This window comes from Comamonas sp. FG99, from assembly GCF_057808605.1.
In genome coordinates, this window is the sequence record NZ_JBMDII010000019.1 from 65,635 (window position 1) to 83,507 (window position 17,873).

Consider the following 17,873-nt stretch of genomic DNA (forward strand, 5'->3'; position numbering starts at 1 on the left):
ATCGTATCTCTTGTTTGGCGCATGCGGTGCCAGGCATCCGCATGCGATCGTGGTAGGTGGTGGCGCTGTGCTTACTTGGCTGCGGCCGTGGTTTTCTTGGCCGCTGCCTGGGCCTTGCCCACCTGGGCCTTGGCTTCGGCGCGGGCATGCATCTCGCCCAGCGCGCGCTTGTATTCGCTCGGGAAGACCTTCACGAACTTGCCGCGCGCCTCGGCCCAGTGGTCGAGCAGCTCGCGGGCGCGCTTGCTGCCCGTCCAGCGGATGTGGTCCGCCAGCAGCTGCTTGAGCTGGGCCTCATCGGTCTGGCCGCGATGCCACACCGCCTTGTCCCCCGCGGCCTCCTGCTCGGCCTGCGGCAGCACCTTGTCCAGCGCCACCATGGCGGTGTTGCAGCGGCTGGCGAACTGGCCGTCCTCGTCGTAGACGTAGGCCACGCCGCCGCTCATGCCGGCGGCGAAGTTGCGGCCGGTCTTGCCCAGCACCAGCACGGTGCCGCCGGTCATGTATTCGCAGCCATGGTCGCCGGTGCCTTCCACCACTGCGGTGGCGCCCGACAGGCGCACCGCGAAACGCTCGCCGGCCACGCCGCTGAAGAAGGCTTCGCCGGTGGTCGCGCCGTACATCACGGTGTTGCCCACCACGATGTTGTGGTGCGCATCGCCGCGGAAGTCCAGGCTCGGGCGCACCACCACGCGGCCGCCCGACAGGCCCTTGCCGGTGTAGTCGTTGGCGTCGCCGACCAGGTACAACGTGATGCCGTTGCACAGGAAGGCGCCGAAGGACTGGCCGCCCGTGCCTTCCACGCGGATGTGGATGGTGTCGTCCGGCAGGCCTTCGGGATGGGCCTTGGTGACCGCGCCCGACAGCATGGCGCCAACCGAGCGGTTCACGTTGCGCACCGTCTCCAGGATCTTGACCGGTTGGCCCTTGTCGATGGCGGGGCGCGACTTCTCGATCAGCACATTGTCGAACGCCTTCTCCAGGCCGTGCTCCTGCGACTCGGTGTGGTACAGCGGCGTGCCGGCAGGAGACTCCGCCTTCATCAGCAGGCGGCTGAAGTCCAGGCCCTTGGCCTTCCAGTGGCTGACGCCCTGCTTCATGTCGAGCAGGTCGCTGCGGCCGATCAGCTCATCGAAGCTGGCGATGCCCAGCTGCGCCATGATCTGGCGGGCTTCCTCGGCGACGAAGAAGAAGTAGTTCACCACATGCTCGGGCTTGCCCGAGAACTTGGCGCGCAGCACCGGATCCTGCGTGGCCACGCCCACCGGGCAGGTGTTGAGGTGGCACTTGCGCATCATGATGCAGCCCTCGACCACCAGCGGCGCGGTGGCGAAGCCGAACTCGTCGGCGCCCAGCAGCGCGCCGATCACCACGTCGCGGCCGGTCTTCATCTGGCCGTCGGCCTGCACGCGGATGCGGTTGCGCAGGCCGTTGAGCACCAGGGTCTGCTGGGTTTCGGCCAAGCCGATTTCCCAGGGCGAGCCGGCGTGCTTGATCGACGACCAGGGCGAGGCGCCGGTGCCGCCGTCATGGCCGGCGATCACCACGTGGTCGCTCTTGCACTTGGCCACGCCGGCCGCGATCGTGCCCACGCCCAACTCGGACACCAGCTTGACGCTGACGCTGGCATGCGGCGCCACGTTCTTCAGGTCGTGGATCAGCTGCGCCAGATCCTCGATGGAATAGATGTCGTGGTGCGGCGGCGGCGAGATCAGGCCCACGCCGGGCACCGAGTAGCGCTGCTTGCCGATGTATTCGGACACCTTGCCGCCGGGCAGCTGGCCGCCCTCGCCGGGCTTGGCGCCCTGGGCCATCTTGATCTGGATCTGGTCGGACGAGGCCAGGTATTCGGCCGTGACGCCGAAACGGCCCGAAGCCACCTGCTTGATGCGCGAGCGCAGCGAGTCGCCGTCCTTGAGCGGCAGGTCGACCTCGACGTTCTCCACGCCGATCACGCTTTGCAGCGTGTCGCCCAGCTTGATCGGAATGCCCTTGAGCTCGTTGCGGTAGCGGGCCGGGTCCTCGCCGCCCTCGCCGGTGTTGCTCTTGCCGCCGATGCGGTTCATCGCAATCGCCAGCGTGGCATGCGCCTCGGTGCTGATCGAGCCCAGCGACATCGCGCCGGTGGCAAAGCGCTTGACGATCTCGGCCGCGGGCTCGACCTGCTCCAGCGGGATGGCCTTGGCGGGATCGAGCTTGAACTCGAACAGGCCGCGCAGCGTCATGTGGCGGCGGCTCTGGTCGTTGATGATCTGCGCGTATTCCTTGTAGGTGCCGAAGCTGTTGGCGCGGGTGCTGTGCTGCAGCTTGGCGATCGCGTCGGGGCTCCACATGTGCTCTTCGCCGCGGCTGCGCCAGGCGTACTCGCCGCCGGCATCCAGCATGTTGGCCAGCACCGGATCGTCGCCGTAGGCCGCCTTGTGGCGGCGGATGGCCTCCTCGCCGATCTCGAACACGCCCAGGCCGCCCACGCGGCTCGGTGTGCCGGTGAAATACTTGCCAATCGTGTCGCTGTTGATGCCGATGGCCTCGAACAGCTGGGCGCCGCAATAGCTCATGTAGGTGGACACGCCCATCTTCGACATGATCTTGGACAGGCCCTTGCCGATCGCCTTGGTGTAGTTGTAGATCGCCTTGTCGGCCGACAGGTCGCCCGGCAGGTGCTTGTGGATGGCGCACAGCGTCTCCAGCGCCAGGTAGGGATGCACGGCCTCGGCGCCGTAGCCGGCCAGCACCGCGAAGTGGTGTACCTCGCGGGCGCTGCCAGTCTCCACCACCAGGCCGCAGGCGGTGCGCAGGCCCTCGCGGATCAGGTGCTGGTGAATGGCCGACAGCGCCAGCAGCGCCTGGATCGCCACCCGGTCCTTGGCAACGCCGCGGTCACTGATGATCAGGATGTTGTGGCCGCTCTTGATCGCATCCACCGCCTGCGCGCACAGCGAGGCCAGGCGCGCCTCGACGCCTTCCGAGCCCCATTGCAGCGGGTAGGTGATGTCAAGCGCCGCCGAGCTGAACTTGCCGGCCGTGTGCTGCTTGATGTCGCGCAGCTTGGCCATGTCGGCAAAGTTGAGCACCGGCTGGCTCACTTCCAGGCGCATCGGCGGGTTGACCTGGTTGATGTCCAGCAGATTGGGCCGCGGGCCGACGAAGGACACCAGGCTCATCACGATGGCTTCGCGGATCGGGTCGATCGGCGGATTCGTCACCTGGGCGAACAGCTGCTTGAAGTAGTTGTACAGCGGCTTGTCCTTGTTCGACAGCACGGCCAGCGGGCTGTCGTTGCCCATCGAGCCGATGCCCTCTTCGCCGCTGGCGGCCATCGGGCTCATCAGGAACTTGATGTCTTCCTGCGTGTAGCCAAAGGCCTGCTGCCGGTCCAGCAGCTCGGACTGGTGCACCGTGTCGCCGATGGCGCCGTACTCGGCCAGCGCGCCGGCCTGCTCGGTAGGCGACTCGCCCGCCTCGGGCACGGCCACATCGTCCAGGCGGATGCGCAGGTCTTCGATCCAGCGCATATAGGGCTTGGCGTTGGACAGCGACGACTTGACTTCCTCATCGTCGATCAGGCGGCCCTGGTCGAGGTCGATCAGGAACATCTTGCCCGGCTGCAGGCGCCACTTCTTGACGATCTTGTGCTCGGGCACCGGCAGCACGCCGGACTCGGAGCCCATGATCACGAAGTCGTCGTCGGTCACGCAGTAGCGCGCCGGACGCAGGCCGTTGCGGTCCAGCGTGGCGCCGATCTGGCGGCCGTCGGTGAACACGATCGAGGCCGGGCCGTCCCAGGGCTCGATCATCGAGGCATGGTATTCATAGAACGCGCGGCGGCGCGTGTCCATGGTGGTGTGCTGCTCCCAAGGCTCGGGAATCATCATCATCACCGCCTGGGCCAGCGGGTAGCCCGCCATGGTCAGCAGCTCCAGGCAGTTGTCGAAGGTGGCGGTGTCGGACTGGTGCGCGAAGCTGATCGGGTAGAGCTTTTGCAGGTCTGCGCCCAGCACCGGCGAGCTCATCACGCCTTCGCGGGCGCGCATCCAGTTGTAGTTGCCCTTGACGGTGTTGATCTCGCCGTTGTGCGCCACATAGCGGTACGGGTGGGCCAGCGGCCACTCGGGGAAGGTGTTGGTCGAGAAGCGCTGGTGCACCAGGCCCAGCGCGGAGACGCAGCGCGCATCCTGCAGATCGCGGTAATAGGTACCCACCTGGTCGGCCAGCAGCAGGCCCTTGTAGATCACCGTGCGGCTGCTCATGCTGGGCACGTAGTATTCCTTGCTGTATTTCAGCTGCAGGTTCTGGATGGCGGCGCTGGCCGTCTTGCGGATCACGTACAGCTTGCGCTCCAGCGCATCCTGCACGATCACGTCGGTGCCACGGCCGATGAACACCTGGCGGATGATCGGCTCCTTCTCGCGCACCGTGGGCGACATGGGCATGTCCAGGTTCACGGGCACGTCGCGCCAGCCCAGCAGCACCTGGCCCTCGGCCTTGATGGCGCGCTCCATCTCTTCCTCGCAGGCCAGGCGCGAAGCATGCTCCTTGGGCAGGAAGATCATGCCCACGCCATACTCGCCCAGCGGCGGCAGGGCCACCCCTTGCGCCGCCATCTCCTCACGGTACAGCGCATCGGGAATCTGGATCAGGATGCCGGCGCCGTCGCCCATCAGCTTGTCCGCGCCCACGGCGCCGCGGTGGTCGAGGTTCTCCAGGATCTTCAGTGCCTGGGTAACGATGGCATGGCTCTTGTGGCCCTTGATATGGGCCACGAAGCCAACGCCGCAGGCGTCGTGTTCATTCGCCGGGTCGTACAGACCCGCATGTTGCAACTGTTGTTTTGCGGCAGCCGTGGACATGGCGCATTCCTTCAATATCGATCGCAGGGAACGCTATTGTGCGGCGCATTAAATACCCGAGCAAATAATTTATTTGGGGTCAGATATCAATTTTAAATACAATATACAATCAAAAATTAAATTGGGGACACATTAAAAAAGATAGCTACAGACCATTTATTAAAAAGGCATTACCCCCCTTTTCTACTCGTCGGCCAAAGGGCTTTTCCGCGGCCGTCCAGCCGTCTTCTTCACCACCCGGCGGCTCACCGTCTTTTGCAAAGCCGCAACAAAATCCTCACTCCCCAGCACCCATCCACTCTCAACTGCCCGCGCAAAACTCTCGGCCAGCCTCATGCCGACCCCCTCCGACAGCAGGCGCGCATATTCGGCCTCGCGCGCAAACGGCGTATTGCCCAGGCCCCACCACATGGCATGCGGCCGCAGCCACGGCATCTGGGCCATGCCCAGGTAGTGCCGGCAGCTGGACCAGCCATAGCCCGCCGGCTCCTGCGCCAGGCCCAGGCGGACCGGCAGGCTGTCGAGATACACCATGCACTGCAGCAGATGCGCCTCGGCCTGCACCACGGTCGAGCGATAGCGCCCTTCCCACAAGGTGCCGCTGCGCCGGTGCCGCTGGTTGAAATAGCGCACATAGCTGCGCCCCAGCGCCTGCATGAACGCAGGCAGGCCGGGCGCCTCGGCCGGACTCAGCAGCAGCTGGAAGTCTGCCGGCATCAATACGAACGCATGCAGCTCCACCCGGGCTTGCCGCGCACAAGCCTGCAGCAGCTCCACGAAGCATGCGCGGTCCTCATCGTCGAGGAAAACACTTTGCCGGTTATTGCCGCGATGCAGCACATGGTGCGGCACCCCCGGCAGCGTCAGGCGAGGCAGTCTGGCCATACAAACCCATCAGCGAAAAGCAAGCATCCTGCACGGAAAGAGCATGGACCATAAAAAAAGCCCATCTTTCGATGGGCTTTTCGCTATCCAGAGCTGGGTTACCCCAGCAGCTGATTAGAAAGCGTGGCGGATACCAACGCTGATAGCGTTTTCGTTCTTGCCAGCACCGGGGATGTAGGTGGACAGGCCGGTGGTGTTCAGGTTGTAGGTTTCGTTACCCTTGTTCTTCAGGTAAGCGTAGGTGCCGTACAGAGCGGTACGCTTGGACAGGTTGTGCACGTAGCCCAGAGCCAGCTGGTGAGCCTTGCCGTCCACACCCTTCACGTCGTAGAAGTTGTACGAAGCCTTGACTTCGCCAGCAGCACCCACGGGAGCGCTCACACCCAGACCAGCGGTGTTGACCTTGGTCGTGCCGCCGCCCAGCAGCTTTTGGCGCTCTTGGCGAGCGTAGCCCATCAGCTTGGCTGCGCCGAAGTTGTACGAAGCGCCCAGCGAGTAGGAACGCACGGTGTCCAGCGTGTTGCCCAGCAGGGTGTAGTCGGCGTTTTGCTGGTCAGCAGCCAGGGTCACGCTCAGGGGGCCGTTGTCGTAGCCAACGGAACCGCCGAAGTAACGGCTAGCCGAATTGTCGCCAGCCTTCTCGCCGAAACCGTAGTTCACAGCAGCCTTGAAGCCGGACAGGCCAGGCGTGTAGTAGCTGATCATGTTGCCCACGCGGGTGGGGGAGCCAGACTTGCTCGACAGGTAGGCTTGGCTTTGGCCGATGCCGACCTGGCCGAACACGTCGTACTTGATGATGGTGTCGTTGTAGGCAGCCACCAGTTCGCGGCCCAGACGCACTTCACCGAAGTTGCCCATCAGGCTCACGGTCGAACGACGCTTGAATTCGAAGCCAGGGCCCGAAGCGCCGCCACCAGCACCGGTGCCGACGTCGTTCTGGATCGCGCCTTCCAGCCAGAAGCCAGCCTTCAGGCCGCCACCCAGGTCTTCCACGCCGCGGAAGCCCAGACGGCTGGTTGCGTTGCCGCTGTTGGACAGGCCGTAGATGGAGCTTTGGCCGCTGGCCTTGGCGTAGGTCACGCCGGCGTCAACAACACCGAACAGGGTCACGGAAGACTGAGCCATTGCGGCGCCGGAAGCGGCCAGCACTGCCAAGGCAACAAGAGATTTTTTCATTGCGAGTTACTCCAAGGTTTAACAGACGGCGCTGGTACGGGGGGGTTGATGTCAGCCTCACGGTTCTGCACAACTTCTACCTGCTCCCGCGCCAACCTCCTAGTGTGGAAGTTAGTGGTATTTCAACAGACCGCTGCCGGTTGCGCAAACAAAATCCCGCAGATACCGGCCAATTCGACGGATTCCGTTGCATGATTGCAACGGCCACCCCCTGCTTGCCACGCCGGCATTTTCACATGGTTTTGATAGCAATCAGACAAGCAAAACTCTGATCATCCAAGTGGTTTGCCCACGGGCGTACCATTGGCCCCCATGCAAGACCGACTCTTCCAGGCAGCGGACACCGCGCTGCGTACCCTGTTCGCAACACCTCGCTCCGTCCAGCCCTCGCCAGCCGCCGGCATTGCCGAGGCCGAGCTGTCGGCGCAGGAGAAACGCCTGTCGGGCGCCTATATGCGCGTGAACCATGTGGGCGAGGTGTGCGCGCAGGCCTTGTACACCGCCCAGGCCATGGTGACCCGCGACGAGGGCCTGCGCCGCCAGCTGCTGGATGCGGCGCAGGAGGAGATGGACCACCTGGCCTGGACGCGGGAGCGGCTGACTGCGCTGGGCGAGCGCCCCAGCCTGCTCAATCCACTGTGGTTCGGCGGCGCATTCCTGATCGGCCTGGCCGCCGCCAAGGTCAGCGACCAGGCCAGCCTGGGCTTCGTCGAGGAGACGGAGAACCAGGTCTCCGCCCACCTGCAGTCGCACCTGCACCGCCTGCCGCCGCAGGACGCGGCCTCGCTGGCGGTGGTGGCGCGGATGAAGGCGGACGAGGAACGCCATGCCGAGGCCGCCGCCGCGGCCGGCGCCATCGAGCTGCCGCCGCCGGCCAAGGCGCTGATGACCGCCGCCGCCAAGGTGATGACGGCGACGGCGCACTATCTATAGAGCCTTCACACCTCGACCAGCTCGAAGCCGGTGGTGATCTCGGCCGTCTTGCCCAGCATGATGCTGGCGGAGCAGTACTTGTCGTGGCTCATCGCGATCGCGCGCTCCACCGCCGTGGCGGGAATGCCACGGCCGGTCACGGTGAACTGCATGTGGATCTTGGTGAACACCTTGGGGTCGGTGTCGGCGCGCTCGGACGTCAGCGTGACCGAGCAGCCGCGCACATCGTGGCGCCCGCGCTTGAGGATCAGCACCACGTCGTAGGCCGTGCAGCCGCCGGTGCCGGCCAGCACCGTCTCCATGGGGCGCGGCGCCAGGTTGCGGCCGCCGTTGGCGGGATTGCCCGCATCCGGCGCACCGTCCATCGCCAGCACGTGGCCGCTGCCGGTCTCCGCCACAAAGCCCATGCCGGAGCGGGTACCGCTCGCGCCCGTCCAGCTTACCGTGCATTCCATTTGCTACTCCCGTGTGATTCCAGGCCTGGCCTGAAGAAATTCAAAAAATTGTCAGTTGCGCCATCAATTTTGTTGCATCGCAACAAACCTGGGACTATACTGTGCCCATCTGCTCTTCGAAGCCCAGTTCCACCAGCCCGGCGGGGCGTCGAATGTAGCATGCAAGTTGTCTCCTCCACCTCTCAAAGGTGGTTCCAGCCCCTGATGCAAGTCAGGGGCTTTTTTTTCGCCCGGGCCGCGCTCCGGTTGGGCCTATGATCGGCCTTCGCCCTTTACTGCTTAGCTTTTCCCGTCGTATGCCGAAATCCCCTGCCACTCCAGTCCTGACCCCTGCCGACTACCTGAAGAAGATCGTGACCGCCCGCGTCTACGACGTGGCCATCGAGTCGGACCTGGATGCAGCCAAGAACCTGAGCCGCCGCCTGCACAACAAGGTGCTGCTCAAGCGCGAAGACCAGCAGCCGGTGTTCAGCTTCAAGCTGCGCGGCGCCTACAACAAGATGGCGCACCTGACGCCCGAGCAGTTGCAAAAGGGCGTGATCTGCGCCTCGGCCGGCAACCATGCCCAGGGCGTGGCGCTGGCGGCCAACCGGCTGGGCGCGCGCGCGGTGATCGTGATGCCCGCGACGACGCCGCAGATCAAGGTCGACGCCGTCAAGGGCCTGGGTGGCGAGGTGGTGCTGGCGGGCGAGAGCTTCAGCGACGCCTATGAGCACTCCGTGCGCCTGCAGCAGGAGCAGGGGCTGACCTTCGTGCACCCCTTCGATGACCCGGACGTGATCGCCGGCCAGGGCACGGTGGCGATGGAGATCATGCGCCAGGTGCAGAAGATCGGCTCGGCCCAGCTGCACGCGGTGTTCGTGGCCATCGGCGGCGGCGGGCTGATCAGCGGCGTGGCCAACTACATCAAGGCGGTGAATCCCTCGATCCGGGTGATCGGCGTGCAGATGAACGACTCCGACGCCATGGTGCAGTCGGTGCGGGGCGGTGGCCGGGTGACCCTGCCCGACGTGGGCCTGTTCGCCGACGGCACCGCCGTCAAGCTGGTGGGCGAGGAGACCTTCCGCGTGGCCCAGGGCCTGGTGGACGAGTACATCGTGGTCGATACCGACGCGGTCTGCGCCGCGATCAAGGACATCTTCGTCGACACCCGCTCGATCGTGGAGCCGTCGGGCGCGATGGCGGTGGCAGCCGTCAAGCAGTATGTGGCCAAGCACAAGACCAAGGGCGAGACCTATGCCGCCATCCTGAGCGGCGCGAACATGAACTTCGACCGCCTGCGCTTCGTGGCCGAGCGCGCCGACGTGGGCGAGGAGAAGGAGGCGCTGCTCGCGGTCACCATCCCCGAGGAGCGCGGCAGCTTCAAGCGCTTTTGCGAAGTCGTGGGCAACCTGCCCGGCGGGCCGCGCAGCGTGACCGAGTTCAACTACCGCATCAGCGACGAAAGCCGCGCCCATGTGTTCGTGGGCGTGTCCACCCACAGCCGGGGCGAGTCGGAGAAGATCGCCAGGAACTTCCAGAAGCACGGCTTCGACGCGCTGGACCTGACCTTCGACGAACTGGCCAAGGAGCACCTGCGCCACCTGGTCGGCGGCAGCTCGCCGCTGGCGCGCGACGAGCGCCTGCTGCGCTTCGTCTTCCCCGAGCGGCCGGGCGCGCTGTTCAAGTTCCTCAGCCTGATGGCGCCGGCCTGGAACATCAGCCTGTTCCACTACCGCAACCAGGGCGCGGACTACGGCCGCATCCTGGTCGGCATGCAGGTGCCACCCGAGGATGCGCAGGCCTTCGAGGCCTTCCTGGACACCCTGGGCTGCCCCTGGGTGGAGGAAACCGGCAACCCGGCCTACAAGCTGTTCCTGCGGGCCGGGCAGTAAGCCCCGTCCCGCCGCGCCCCCATGCAAGCGGTTCGCCATTTCCTGCTGGCGCTGCAGTTCTTCACCCGCATTCCGGTCACCGGCCGGCTCGCCGGCTGGGTGGGCTACAGCCCGGCGCTGCTGCGGGCCAGTGCCGGGCATTTTCCGGGCGTGGGCTGGATCGTGGGCGCGGCTGCGGCCGGCACGCTGGCGGCGGTGCAGCTGCTGCTGCCCCGGGGCAACCCCTATGCGCCGCTCGCGGCCGCCATCTTCAGCACGCTGGCCACGGTGCTGCTGACCGGGTGCTTCCATGAGGACGGGCTGAGCGACGTGGTCGACGGCCTGGGCGGCAGCCATGAGCGCGACAAGGCCCTGGCCATCATGAAGGATTCGCGCATCGGCGCCTACGGCGCGATGGCCATGGTGCTGGCGGTGGCCGGCAAGACCGCGCTGCTCGCGCTGCTGGCCAGCCACGGCCTGGGCCTGGCCATGGCCGCGCTGCTGTCGGCGCATGTGATCGCCCGGCTCTGGCCGCTGTATGTGGTGCACAGCCTGCCCCATGTGGGCGACAGCGCCCAGTCCAAAAGCAAGCCGCTGGCCGAATTCATCAGCCGGCGCGGCCTTGCCAGCGCCACGCTGTGGGCCCTGCCCGCCGCCGCGCTGCTGGCCTGGTGGCAGGGCTGGCCGGTGCTGGTGCTGGCGCTGCTGCCCAGCGCCGCCGCCGCGCTGTGGATGCGCCAGTGGCTGCAGCGCCGCCTGCAGGGTTTCACCGGCGACGGGCTGGGCGCCACCGAACAGGTGGCCGAGATCGGGTTCTACCTGGGCATGGCCGCATCGCTGGGCCCGCTGGGAGCGTGGCTGGGCCCAGCGGCATGACGGCCATCTGGCTGCAGCGCCATGCCCAGCCGCAGATTGCGCGCGGCATCTGCTACGGCGCCACCGACATGCCCGCCGATGCCAAGGCCACCGAGGCCGCGGCCCGCTCCCTGCTGCGCGAATGGCGCGAAGCCGGCCTGCCCGCCGGCATGCTCTGGCACTCTCCGCTACAAAGATGCGAGCAACTGGCACTTGCCATTCGGGCTCTGGAGCCTGGTTTCGCGCTGCAGCGCTGCGACGCGCTGCGTGAAATGGACTTCGGCGCCTGGGAAGGCCGGCGCTGGGACGACATCGCCCGCACCGAGCTGAAGGCCTGGACCGACGACTTCTGGCACTACGCGCCCGGCGGCGGCGAGCCGCTGTCGAGCATGCTGCAGCGCATCGCCAGCGCGCTGCGTGCGGCGCAGCAGCAGGCGCTGCAGACGCAGGCGCCGGCGCTGTGGATCACCCACGCGGGCGTCATCCAGGGCCTGCACTGGCTGCTGACCCGTTGCGGCCGGCAGCCGGCAGCCCATGAATGGCCGTCGGTCAGGCCAGGCTATGGCGAGTGGCTGCGCCTGCCCCTGCCAGCCCTCAGTGATCGGTAAATGTGCTGTTGGGATCGACGATCGGCGCCGGCGTGGCCGGCCGCGCCGCGGCAGGCGCAGCGGCGGTACTGGCCCCGGGCACCGGAATTGCCGCGCTCGCCGGGCTGGCGGGCGCGCCCAGCGACTTGACCGCCGGCAGGCTGATGGTCACGCTGGCCGGGCCGCCCGCACTGGCGCCCAGCGTGACCGCGCGGGGCGCATCCGACTGCATGGCCTGCAGCACCAGCCCATCGGCCACCGTGGCGCCCACGCGGTAGACCTTGGGCGGCTTGCCGTCCAGCGAGATCACCGCGGCGCCGCCGCCGCTGGACTTGCCGGCCAGCACGCCCAGCAGCTTCCAGCGGTCGCCGGCGGGCGCCGCCGCGGCCTCGGTGCCGTCGCTGCGGGCGCCGAAGATGCGCGCCAGCCCCTGCGGATCGGCCTGGGCCAGCGGGCCCGCGCCGGCCAGCGGAGCGGTGGCCACGGCACCGGGCGCCGACAGCCGCAGGCCCCAGAAGACGGCCAGGGCTGCGGCGCCCGCCCACAAAATGCCGGCAGCGAGCCGCGGAGACCAAGGATTGCGCGAGAGTGTCATGGTTCGCGGATTATGATGCAGGGTCGTGGCAATTTGAATACAGACACCGTAATGACTCTCTCTTCCTCCCGCCTGCGGCGCAGCGTGCAGCAAGGCTTCACCCTGATCGAGCTGATGGTGGTGCTGGTCATCATCGGCGTGCTGGCCGCGCTGATCGTGCCCAACGTGATCGGCGCCGCAGACGAGGCCCGCGTCACCGCCGCGCGCACCGACATCACCAACATCATGGGTGCGCTCAAGCGCTACCGGCTGGACAACCAGCGCTACCCCACCGCCGAGCAAGGCCTGCAGGCGCTGATCAACCGCCCCGGCAGCGGCCCCCAGCCCATCAACTGGAAGCCCTATCTGGAAAAGCTGCCCAACGACCCCTGGGGCCACCCCTACCAGTACCTGAATCCCGGCATCAAGGGCGAGGTAGATGTGATGAGCTTCGGCGCCGACGGCCAGTCGGGCGGCGAAGGCAACAATGCCGACCTTGGCAGTTGGCAGTAGCTTGGACTCACAGCAGCACGGCTTTACGCTGATCGAGATGCTGGTGGTGATCTCGATCATGGCGCTGGCCAGCATCGGCGTGGTGTTTGCCATCGGCGACGGCAGCGGCGAGCACCTGCAGCGCGAAGGCCAGCGGCTGGCGGCGCAGCTGGAGGCGGCCCGCGCCCAGTCGCGCGCCAGCGGCCTGCCCGTGCGCTGGCGCGCCGACAGCCGGGGCTTCGCGATCGACGGCCTGCTGGGCGGCACCCGGCAGCTGCCCTGGCTGTACCCGCCGGTAGCCGTGCGCACCATCACCGGCGGCCAGGGCGACGTGGTGCTCGGCCCCGAGCCGCTGATCGGCCCGCAGGCCATCTGGCTCAGCCAGCCCGGCAGCCCGGCCGCCGCGGTGGCGGTGGCCACCGACGGCGCGCGCCCCTTTGCCGTCCTGCCCCCATGATGCCCATGCCTATGCCCATGCCAACACGCGCGCGCGGGTTCACGCTGATCGAGGTGCTGGTGGCGCTGGCCATCGTCGCCATCGCGCTGCTGGCGGGCGGCAAGGCCATGCAGGCGCTGACCCAGACCGCCGACCGGCAAAGCGATGTGATGCTGGCGCAGATCTGCGCCGAGAACCAGCTGGTGGCCGCGCGCCTGTCCAACCAGCTGCCGGGGCTGGGCAATACCACCGTGCCCTGCGAGCAGGCGGGCCGCGCCTACGAGGTGCGGGTGGATGTGTTCCCCACGCCCAACCCGCTGTTTCGCCGCATCGATGCACAGACGCTGCGCGGCGGCAGCCCCATCGTGCGCGTGTCCACCGTGGTCGGCCGCGGCTGAGCCGGCAGCAGCATGCGCCACACCCACCAAGGCTTCACGCTGATCGAGCTGCTGATCGCGATTGCGATCCTGGCCGGCATGACGGTGCTCAGCTGGCGCGGCATCGACGGCATGGTGGCCGCCCAGCAGCAGGCCCGCGCCTACAGCGACGAGGTGATGGTGGCGCAGGCGGCGCTGGCGCAGTGGAGCACCGACCTGAATGCGATCGAGCGCGTGGCGCAGACCACGCCGCTGGAGTGGGACGGGCGCCTGCTGCGCATGACGCGGCGCGGCAGCGACATCGAGGAACAGGGCCTGCGCGTGGTGGCCTGGAGCCAGCAGGAGCGCAGCGGCCCCGCCGGCAGCTTCACCTATTGGCTGCGCTGGCAATCGCCGCCGGTGCGCACCGTCGACGAATGGCGCCAGGCCTGGGCCAGCGCCGCCGTCTGGTCCGGCAGCCCCGGGGCCGAGCTGCAGCGCGGCGAGACGCGGCTGATGCCAGTGCAGGGCTGGCAGCTGCTGTACTTTCGCGACAACAGCTGGACGAACCCGCTGTCGGCCGGCAACGTCAACGCCCCGGCCGATGTGAACGACCCCACCACGCGCACCTCGCGGCAGCCGCTGCCCGACGGCATCCGCCTGACCCTGCTGCTGCCCGCGCCCGGCGCGCTGGCCGGCACCATCACGCAGGATTGGTTCAATCCGCTGCTGGGGAACAACAAGCCATGAGGCACCAGCCCTCACCCCGGCAACGCGGCGTCGCGCTGCTGGCGGCCATGCTCACCGTCACCCTGGTGGCGGCCATCGCCGCGGCCGCGGTCTGGCAGCAATGGCGCAATCTCGAGGTCGAGGGAGCCGAACGCACCCGCGTGCAGGCCGGCTGGCTGCTGCTGGCGGGACTGGATTTCTCGCGCCTGATCCTGCGCGAGGACGCGCGCCTGAGCAATGTGGACGCGCTCTCCGAGCCCTGGGCCGTGCCGCTGGCCGAGGCACGCCTGTCCACCTTCCTGCAGGCGCAGAACAACCAGAGCCAGGTGGGCGACGACACCATCGACGCGCAGGCCGCCTTTCTCTCGGGCATGATCGTCGATGCCCAATCGCGCCTGAACCTGCGCAACCTGGTCAACGCCAACCAGATCGACCCGTTCGCGCTGCAGCAGTTCTCGCGCCTGTTCAGCCGCCTGGGCCTGCCAAGCTCGGAACTCACCCTGCTGACGCAGGCCGCCCTGCCCGCGCTGCGCGAAGACAAGGTCGAAGGCACGGCCCCGCTGCTGCCGCGCACCTGGAAGGAGCTCGCCTGGTGGGGCCTGTCGCCGGCCACGCTGCAGGCGCTGGAACCCTATGCCACCATCCTGCCGCAGAAAACCCCGGTCAACATCAACACCGCGTCGGCCACCGTGCTCTATGCGGCCATAGACAAGCTCGACGCCGCCACCGCGCAGCAGATCACCCAGCTGCGCCAGAGCATGCCGTTCAAGGACACGGCGGACCTGCTCAAGCGCCTGCCCAAGCCGGCGCTGCAAGAGGCGGTGAGCCACAGCAGCAGCACCCTGTCCGCCAACACCAACTACTTCGATGTCTGGGCGCGGCTGCGCTTCGACGACCTGGTGGTGCAGGAGCGCTCGCTGGTCTACCGCCAGGGGCTGGCGCTGAGCGTGGTGCTGCGCGAGCGCGGCGGTGCCATGCCCAGCAATCCAGGCGGCGGCGAGCGATCATGACAAACCTGTTGCATCTGCATGAAGCCCTGGCCCCTACAATGCGGCGCACGACATTTCCATGAGCACCTTATTCATCACCCTGCCCATGCCGGACGGCGCCGATGCGCTGTACGGCTACGCGCTGTCGCCCGACGGGCGCAGCCTGGCCCAGCATGGCAACACCACGGCCGCGCTGCTGCCCAACCCCGGGCGGGCCGGCGAAGCCGTGGCCGTGGTGCCGGCGCAGCTGCTGTCGTGGCACCGGCTCACGCTGCCGCAAGGCGTTTCCGCACAGTCCCCGCGCCTGCGCGCGGTGCTGGAGGGCCTGCTCGAAGAGCGGCTGCTCGACGAACCCGGCCAGCTGCATTTTGCGCTGCAGCCGCAGGCACGCGCCGGCGAGCCGGTCTGGGTGGCGGCCTGCTCGCGCCCCTGGCTGCGCGAGCACCTGCAGGCGCTTGAGGCCGCGGGCCGTGCGATCGCCCGCATCGTGCCCAGCCACACGCCCGGTGCGGCCTCGCCCGACGGCGCCTGCGTGCTGGTCAGCGGCACGCCCGAAGCGGCCCAGGCGCTGTGCTACGGCCTGGGCCAGGCCGTCGTGGCGCTGCCGCTCACACGCGACACCGCCGCGCTGCTGCCCAGCCCGGATGCCGACACGCCCAATGCACCGCCCATCCATGCCGAGCCCGCCGTGGTGGCGGTGGCCGAGCAACTGCTCGGCCGGCCGGTGCAGCTGTACAGCGCAGCGCAGACCATGCTGGACGCCGGCGCCAGCGATTGGGACCTGGCGCAGCTGGAGTTTGCCAACTCGGGCCGCCAGCGCATGCAGCGGCGCCTGGGCAGCGGCCTCAACGGCCTGCTGCATGCGCCCGCCTGGCGGCCGGCGCGCTGGGGCGCGCTGGCGCTGGCCGCGGTGGCGCTGATCGGCATCAACGCCCGCGCCTGGCAAGAGCGCCAGCAGCTCCAGGCCAAGCAGGCCATGGTGCGCAACATACTGAAGACCAGCTTTCCCAAGGTGCAGGTGGTAGTCGACGCGCCCATGCAGATGGCGCGCGAGGTCGCGCTGCTGCGCCAGGCCTCGGGCGGGCTCACGCCGGGCGATCTGGAGCCGCTGCTGGCTGCCGCCGGCGAAGCGCTGACCGCGCTGCCGCCCGGCAGCATGCCCAGCCAGATCGAATACAGCGGCCGCGAGCTGCGGCTGCGCGGCCTGCCCGCCGCCAGCCTCGATGCCTTTCGCGGCCGGCTGCAGACACAGGGTGCGCAGGTGGATGCGCAGAATGACCAATGGGTGATCCGGGAGGCCCGGCAATGAAGCGTACGGCCATGCCAAACGGCGCCTTGAACAGCGCCTCGAATGCCACCGCCCTGCTGCGCCGCCGCTGGCAGGCGCTGGCGCCGCGCGAGCGCCGCCTGCTGTCCATCGCCGCGCTGGTGATCGTGCTGGCGCTGCTGTGGTGGCTGCTGCTGGCACCGGCCATCGCCACGCTGCGCAGCGCCCCCGCCGAGCACCAGCGGCTGGAGCGGCAGCTCGCCGAGATGCAGGCCCTGGAAACCCAGGCCCGCCAGCTGCAGGGCGGCACCCGGCTGTCGGCCACGCAAGCGCTGCAGCAGCTGGAAACCTCGCTCGCCCAGCAACTGGGCAAGAGCGCCACGCTGGCGCGGCAGGGCGACCGCGCCACCGTCACGCTGACCAACGCCGCCGCCGCGCCGCTGCAGCAGTGGCTGGCCCAGGTGCGCGCCAACGCGCATGCGGTACCGATAGACCTGCGGATCACCCGCGGCAGCGCCGCCGGCAAACCGGATGCCAAAACCACTGACAAAGCCGATGCCGCAGCGCCATCGCACTGGTCGGGCAGCCTGGTCCTGAGCCTGCCCTCGCCCTGAGAAGCCGATGGCCAAGCGTACCGCCTCCCCCACACCGCGCAACAGCGCCCCGCCCTGGCGCTGGGCGGCCTGGGGCGCGCTGCTGGGCGCGGCCACGGCCGCGCTGCTGTGGGCGCCGGCGCACTGGCTGGCCAGCGCGGTGGCCTGGGCCAGCCAGGGCCAGCTGCAGTTCGCCGAGCCGCGCGGCACCGTCTGGAACGGCTCGGCCCAGTGGGTGCTGACCGGCGGCGCGCACAGCCGCGACCGCATGGCCCTGCCCGGCCGCGTGCAGTGGCAGCTGCGTCCGGCCTGGACAGGCGCGCTGCTGCGCTGGCATGCCGACTGCTGCATGCGCACGGCCTGGCCCATCGCCATTGAGCCGCGCTGGGGCGGCGTCACGCTGGCATTGGCGGCGCATGAAAGCCAGTGGCCCGCCGCGCTGCTCACGGGCCTGGGCACGCCATGGAATACCCTGGAGCCGCAAGGCCAGCTGCGGCTGCGCAGCAACGGCCTGCAGCTGCAGCTCAATGCCGGCCGCCTGCAGCTCAGCGGCGATGCCACGCTGGATGCGCTGGCGGTCACCTCGCGCCTGTCCACCGTGCGCCCGCTGGGCAGCTACCAGGCGCTGCTGCAGGGAGCGCCGGACGGCGGCCTGGCATCGCTCTCGATCAAGACCCTGCAGGGGCCATTCTTCGTGCAGGGCAGCGGCCAGTGGGTTGGCCAGCGCCTGCGCTTTACCGGCGAAGCCTGGGCTGCGGATGGCAGCGAGGCCGCGCTCGGCAATCTGTTGAATATCATTGGGCAGCGCCGCGGCACCCGCTCGCTGCTCTCGGTTGGTTGACT

At 68.2% G+C, this 17,873-nt stretch carries 17 protein-coding genes; 12 read left to right on the forward strand and 5 right to left on the reverse strand.

The features are described 5' to 3' along the window. Positions 1-71: 71 nt before the first annotated feature. The 3 genes from ACODRX_RS14350 to ACODRX_RS14360 form a co-directional block, all read right to left on the reverse strand. Positions 72-4,850: a glutamate synthase-related protein gene (locus tag ACODRX_RS14350; protein ID WP_488872196.1), complete on the reverse strand. Its 4,779-nt coding sequence runs from the start codon at positions 4,848-4,850 to the stop codon at positions 72-74. Positions 4,851-5,033: 183 nt separating this feature from the next. Next, positions 5,034-5,735 carry a transposase gene (locus ACODRX_RS14355; RefSeq protein WP_488872197.1) on the reverse strand — a complete coding sequence of 234 codons (702 nt, stop codon included), beginning with the start codon at positions 5,733-5,735 and terminating at the stop codon, positions 5,034-5,036. 114 nt (positions 5,736-5,849) lie between these two features. Next, a complete protein-coding gene (locus ACODRX_RS14360) occupies positions 5,850-6,911 on the reverse strand; it encodes a porin (RefSeq protein WP_488872198.1) in 1,062 nt (353 codons plus the stop codon). Positions 6,912-7,223: 312 nt separating this feature from the next. On the opposite strand from ACODRX_RS14360, the gene coq7 reads away from it, so the two are divergent. Beyond that, positions 7,224-7,844: a 2-polyprenyl-3-methyl-6-methoxy-1,4-benzoquinone monooxygenase gene (gene coq7 / locus ACODRX_RS14365; RefSeq protein WP_488872199.1), complete on the forward strand. Its 621-nt coding sequence runs from the start codon at positions 7,224-7,226 to the stop codon at positions 7,842-7,844. Positions 7,845-7,849: 5 nt separating this feature from the next. On the opposite strand, the gene ACODRX_RS14370 is transcribed toward coq7, so the two are convergent. Further along, positions 7,850-8,299, reverse strand: a complete 450-nt coding sequence (locus ACODRX_RS14370; protein WP_488872200.1) for an OsmC family protein — start codon at positions 8,297-8,299, stop codon at positions 7,850-7,852. 296 nt (positions 8,300-8,595) lie between these two features. Between ACODRX_RS14370 and ilvA the strand changes: the two genes are divergently transcribed. From ilvA to ACODRX_RS14385, 3 genes are read left to right on the forward strand one after another with little or no spacing between them, the layout of a single operon-like run. After that, complete coding sequence (gene ilvA, locus ACODRX_RS14375) at positions 8,596-10,173, forward strand: threonine ammonia-lyase, biosynthetic (protein WP_488872201.1); 1,578 nt, start codon at positions 8,596-8,598, stop codon at positions 10,171-10,173. Positions 10,174-10,194: 21 nt separating this feature from the next. Then, positions 10,195-11,028, forward strand: coding sequence for an adenosylcobinamide-GDP ribazoletransferase (locus ACODRX_RS14380; protein ID WP_488872202.1), 834 nt, complete (start codon positions 10,195-10,197; stop codon positions 11,026-11,028). Beyond that, the gene (locus ACODRX_RS14385) at positions 11,025-11,615 is read left to right on the forward strand and encodes a histidine phosphatase family protein (RefSeq protein ID WP_488872203.1); all 591 of its coding nucleotides are present in this window, start codon (positions 11,025-11,027) and stop codon (positions 11,613-11,615) included. Before ACODRX_RS14380 ends, ACODRX_RS14385 begins: the two co-directional genes overlap by 4 nt. Here ACODRX_RS14385 and ACODRX_RS14390 read toward each other — a convergent pair. Continuing rightward, positions 11,602-12,189 (reverse strand): type II secretion system protein N, encoded by a 588-nt coding sequence (locus ACODRX_RS14390; RefSeq protein WP_488872204.1) that lies wholly within the window; start codon positions 12,187-12,189, stop codon positions 11,602-11,604. The two genes, ACODRX_RS14385 and ACODRX_RS14390, sit on opposite strands and share 14 nt — an antisense overlap. Before the next feature lie 51 nt (positions 12,190-12,240). On the opposite strand from ACODRX_RS14390, the gene gspG reads away from it, so the two are divergent. The 8 genes from gspG to ACODRX_RS14430 are packed head-to-tail and all read left to right on the forward strand — an operon-like array spanning position 12,241 to position 17,871. After that, on the forward strand, positions 12,241-12,681 hold the full coding sequence (gspG, locus tag ACODRX_RS14395) for a type II secretion system major pseudopilin GspG (protein ID WP_488872205.1): 441 nt from the start codon (positions 12,241-12,243) through the stop codon (positions 12,679-12,681). A 1-nt stretch (position 12,682) separates the two neighbouring features. Continuing rightward, on the forward strand, positions 12,683-13,117 hold the full coding sequence (locus tag ACODRX_RS14400) for a prepilin-type N-terminal cleavage/methylation domain-containing protein (protein ID WP_488872206.1): 435 nt from the start codon (positions 12,683-12,685) through the stop codon (positions 13,115-13,117). An 11-nt stretch (positions 13,118-13,128) separates the two neighbouring features. Then, positions 13,129-13,494, forward strand: a complete 366-nt coding sequence (gspI, locus tag ACODRX_RS14405; RefSeq protein ID WP_488872207.1) for a type II secretion system minor pseudopilin GspI — start codon at positions 13,129-13,131, stop codon at positions 13,492-13,494. A 12-nt stretch (positions 13,495-13,506) separates the two neighbouring features. Further along, positions 13,507-14,202, forward strand: a complete 696-nt coding sequence (locus tag ACODRX_RS14410; protein ID WP_488872208.1) for a PulJ/GspJ family protein — start codon at positions 13,507-13,509, stop codon at positions 14,200-14,202. Further along, positions 14,199-15,191, forward strand: a complete 993-nt coding sequence (gene gspK / locus ACODRX_RS14415; protein ID WP_488872209.1) for a type II secretion system minor pseudopilin GspK — start codon at positions 14,199-14,201, stop codon at positions 15,189-15,191. The genes ACODRX_RS14410 and gspK overlap by 4 nt, the downstream gene beginning before the upstream one ends. A 58-nt stretch (positions 15,192-15,249) precedes the next feature. After that, positions 15,250-16,479, forward strand: coding sequence for a type II secretion system protein GspL (gene gspL, locus ACODRX_RS14420; protein ID WP_488872210.1), 1,230 nt, complete (start codon positions 15,250-15,252; stop codon positions 16,477-16,479). Further along, positions 16,476-17,051, forward strand: coding sequence for a type II secretion system protein M (locus tag ACODRX_RS14425; protein ID WP_488872211.1), 576 nt, complete (start codon positions 16,476-16,478; stop codon positions 17,049-17,051). Before gspL ends, ACODRX_RS14425 begins: the two co-directional genes overlap by 4 nt. A 7-nt stretch (positions 17,052-17,058) precedes the next feature. Continuing rightward, entirely contained in the window at positions 17,059-17,871 is an 813-nt protein-coding gene (locus tag ACODRX_RS14430; protein ID WP_488872212.1) for a type II secretion system protein N, read from the forward strand. Positions 17,872-17,873 lie beyond the last annotated feature (2 nt).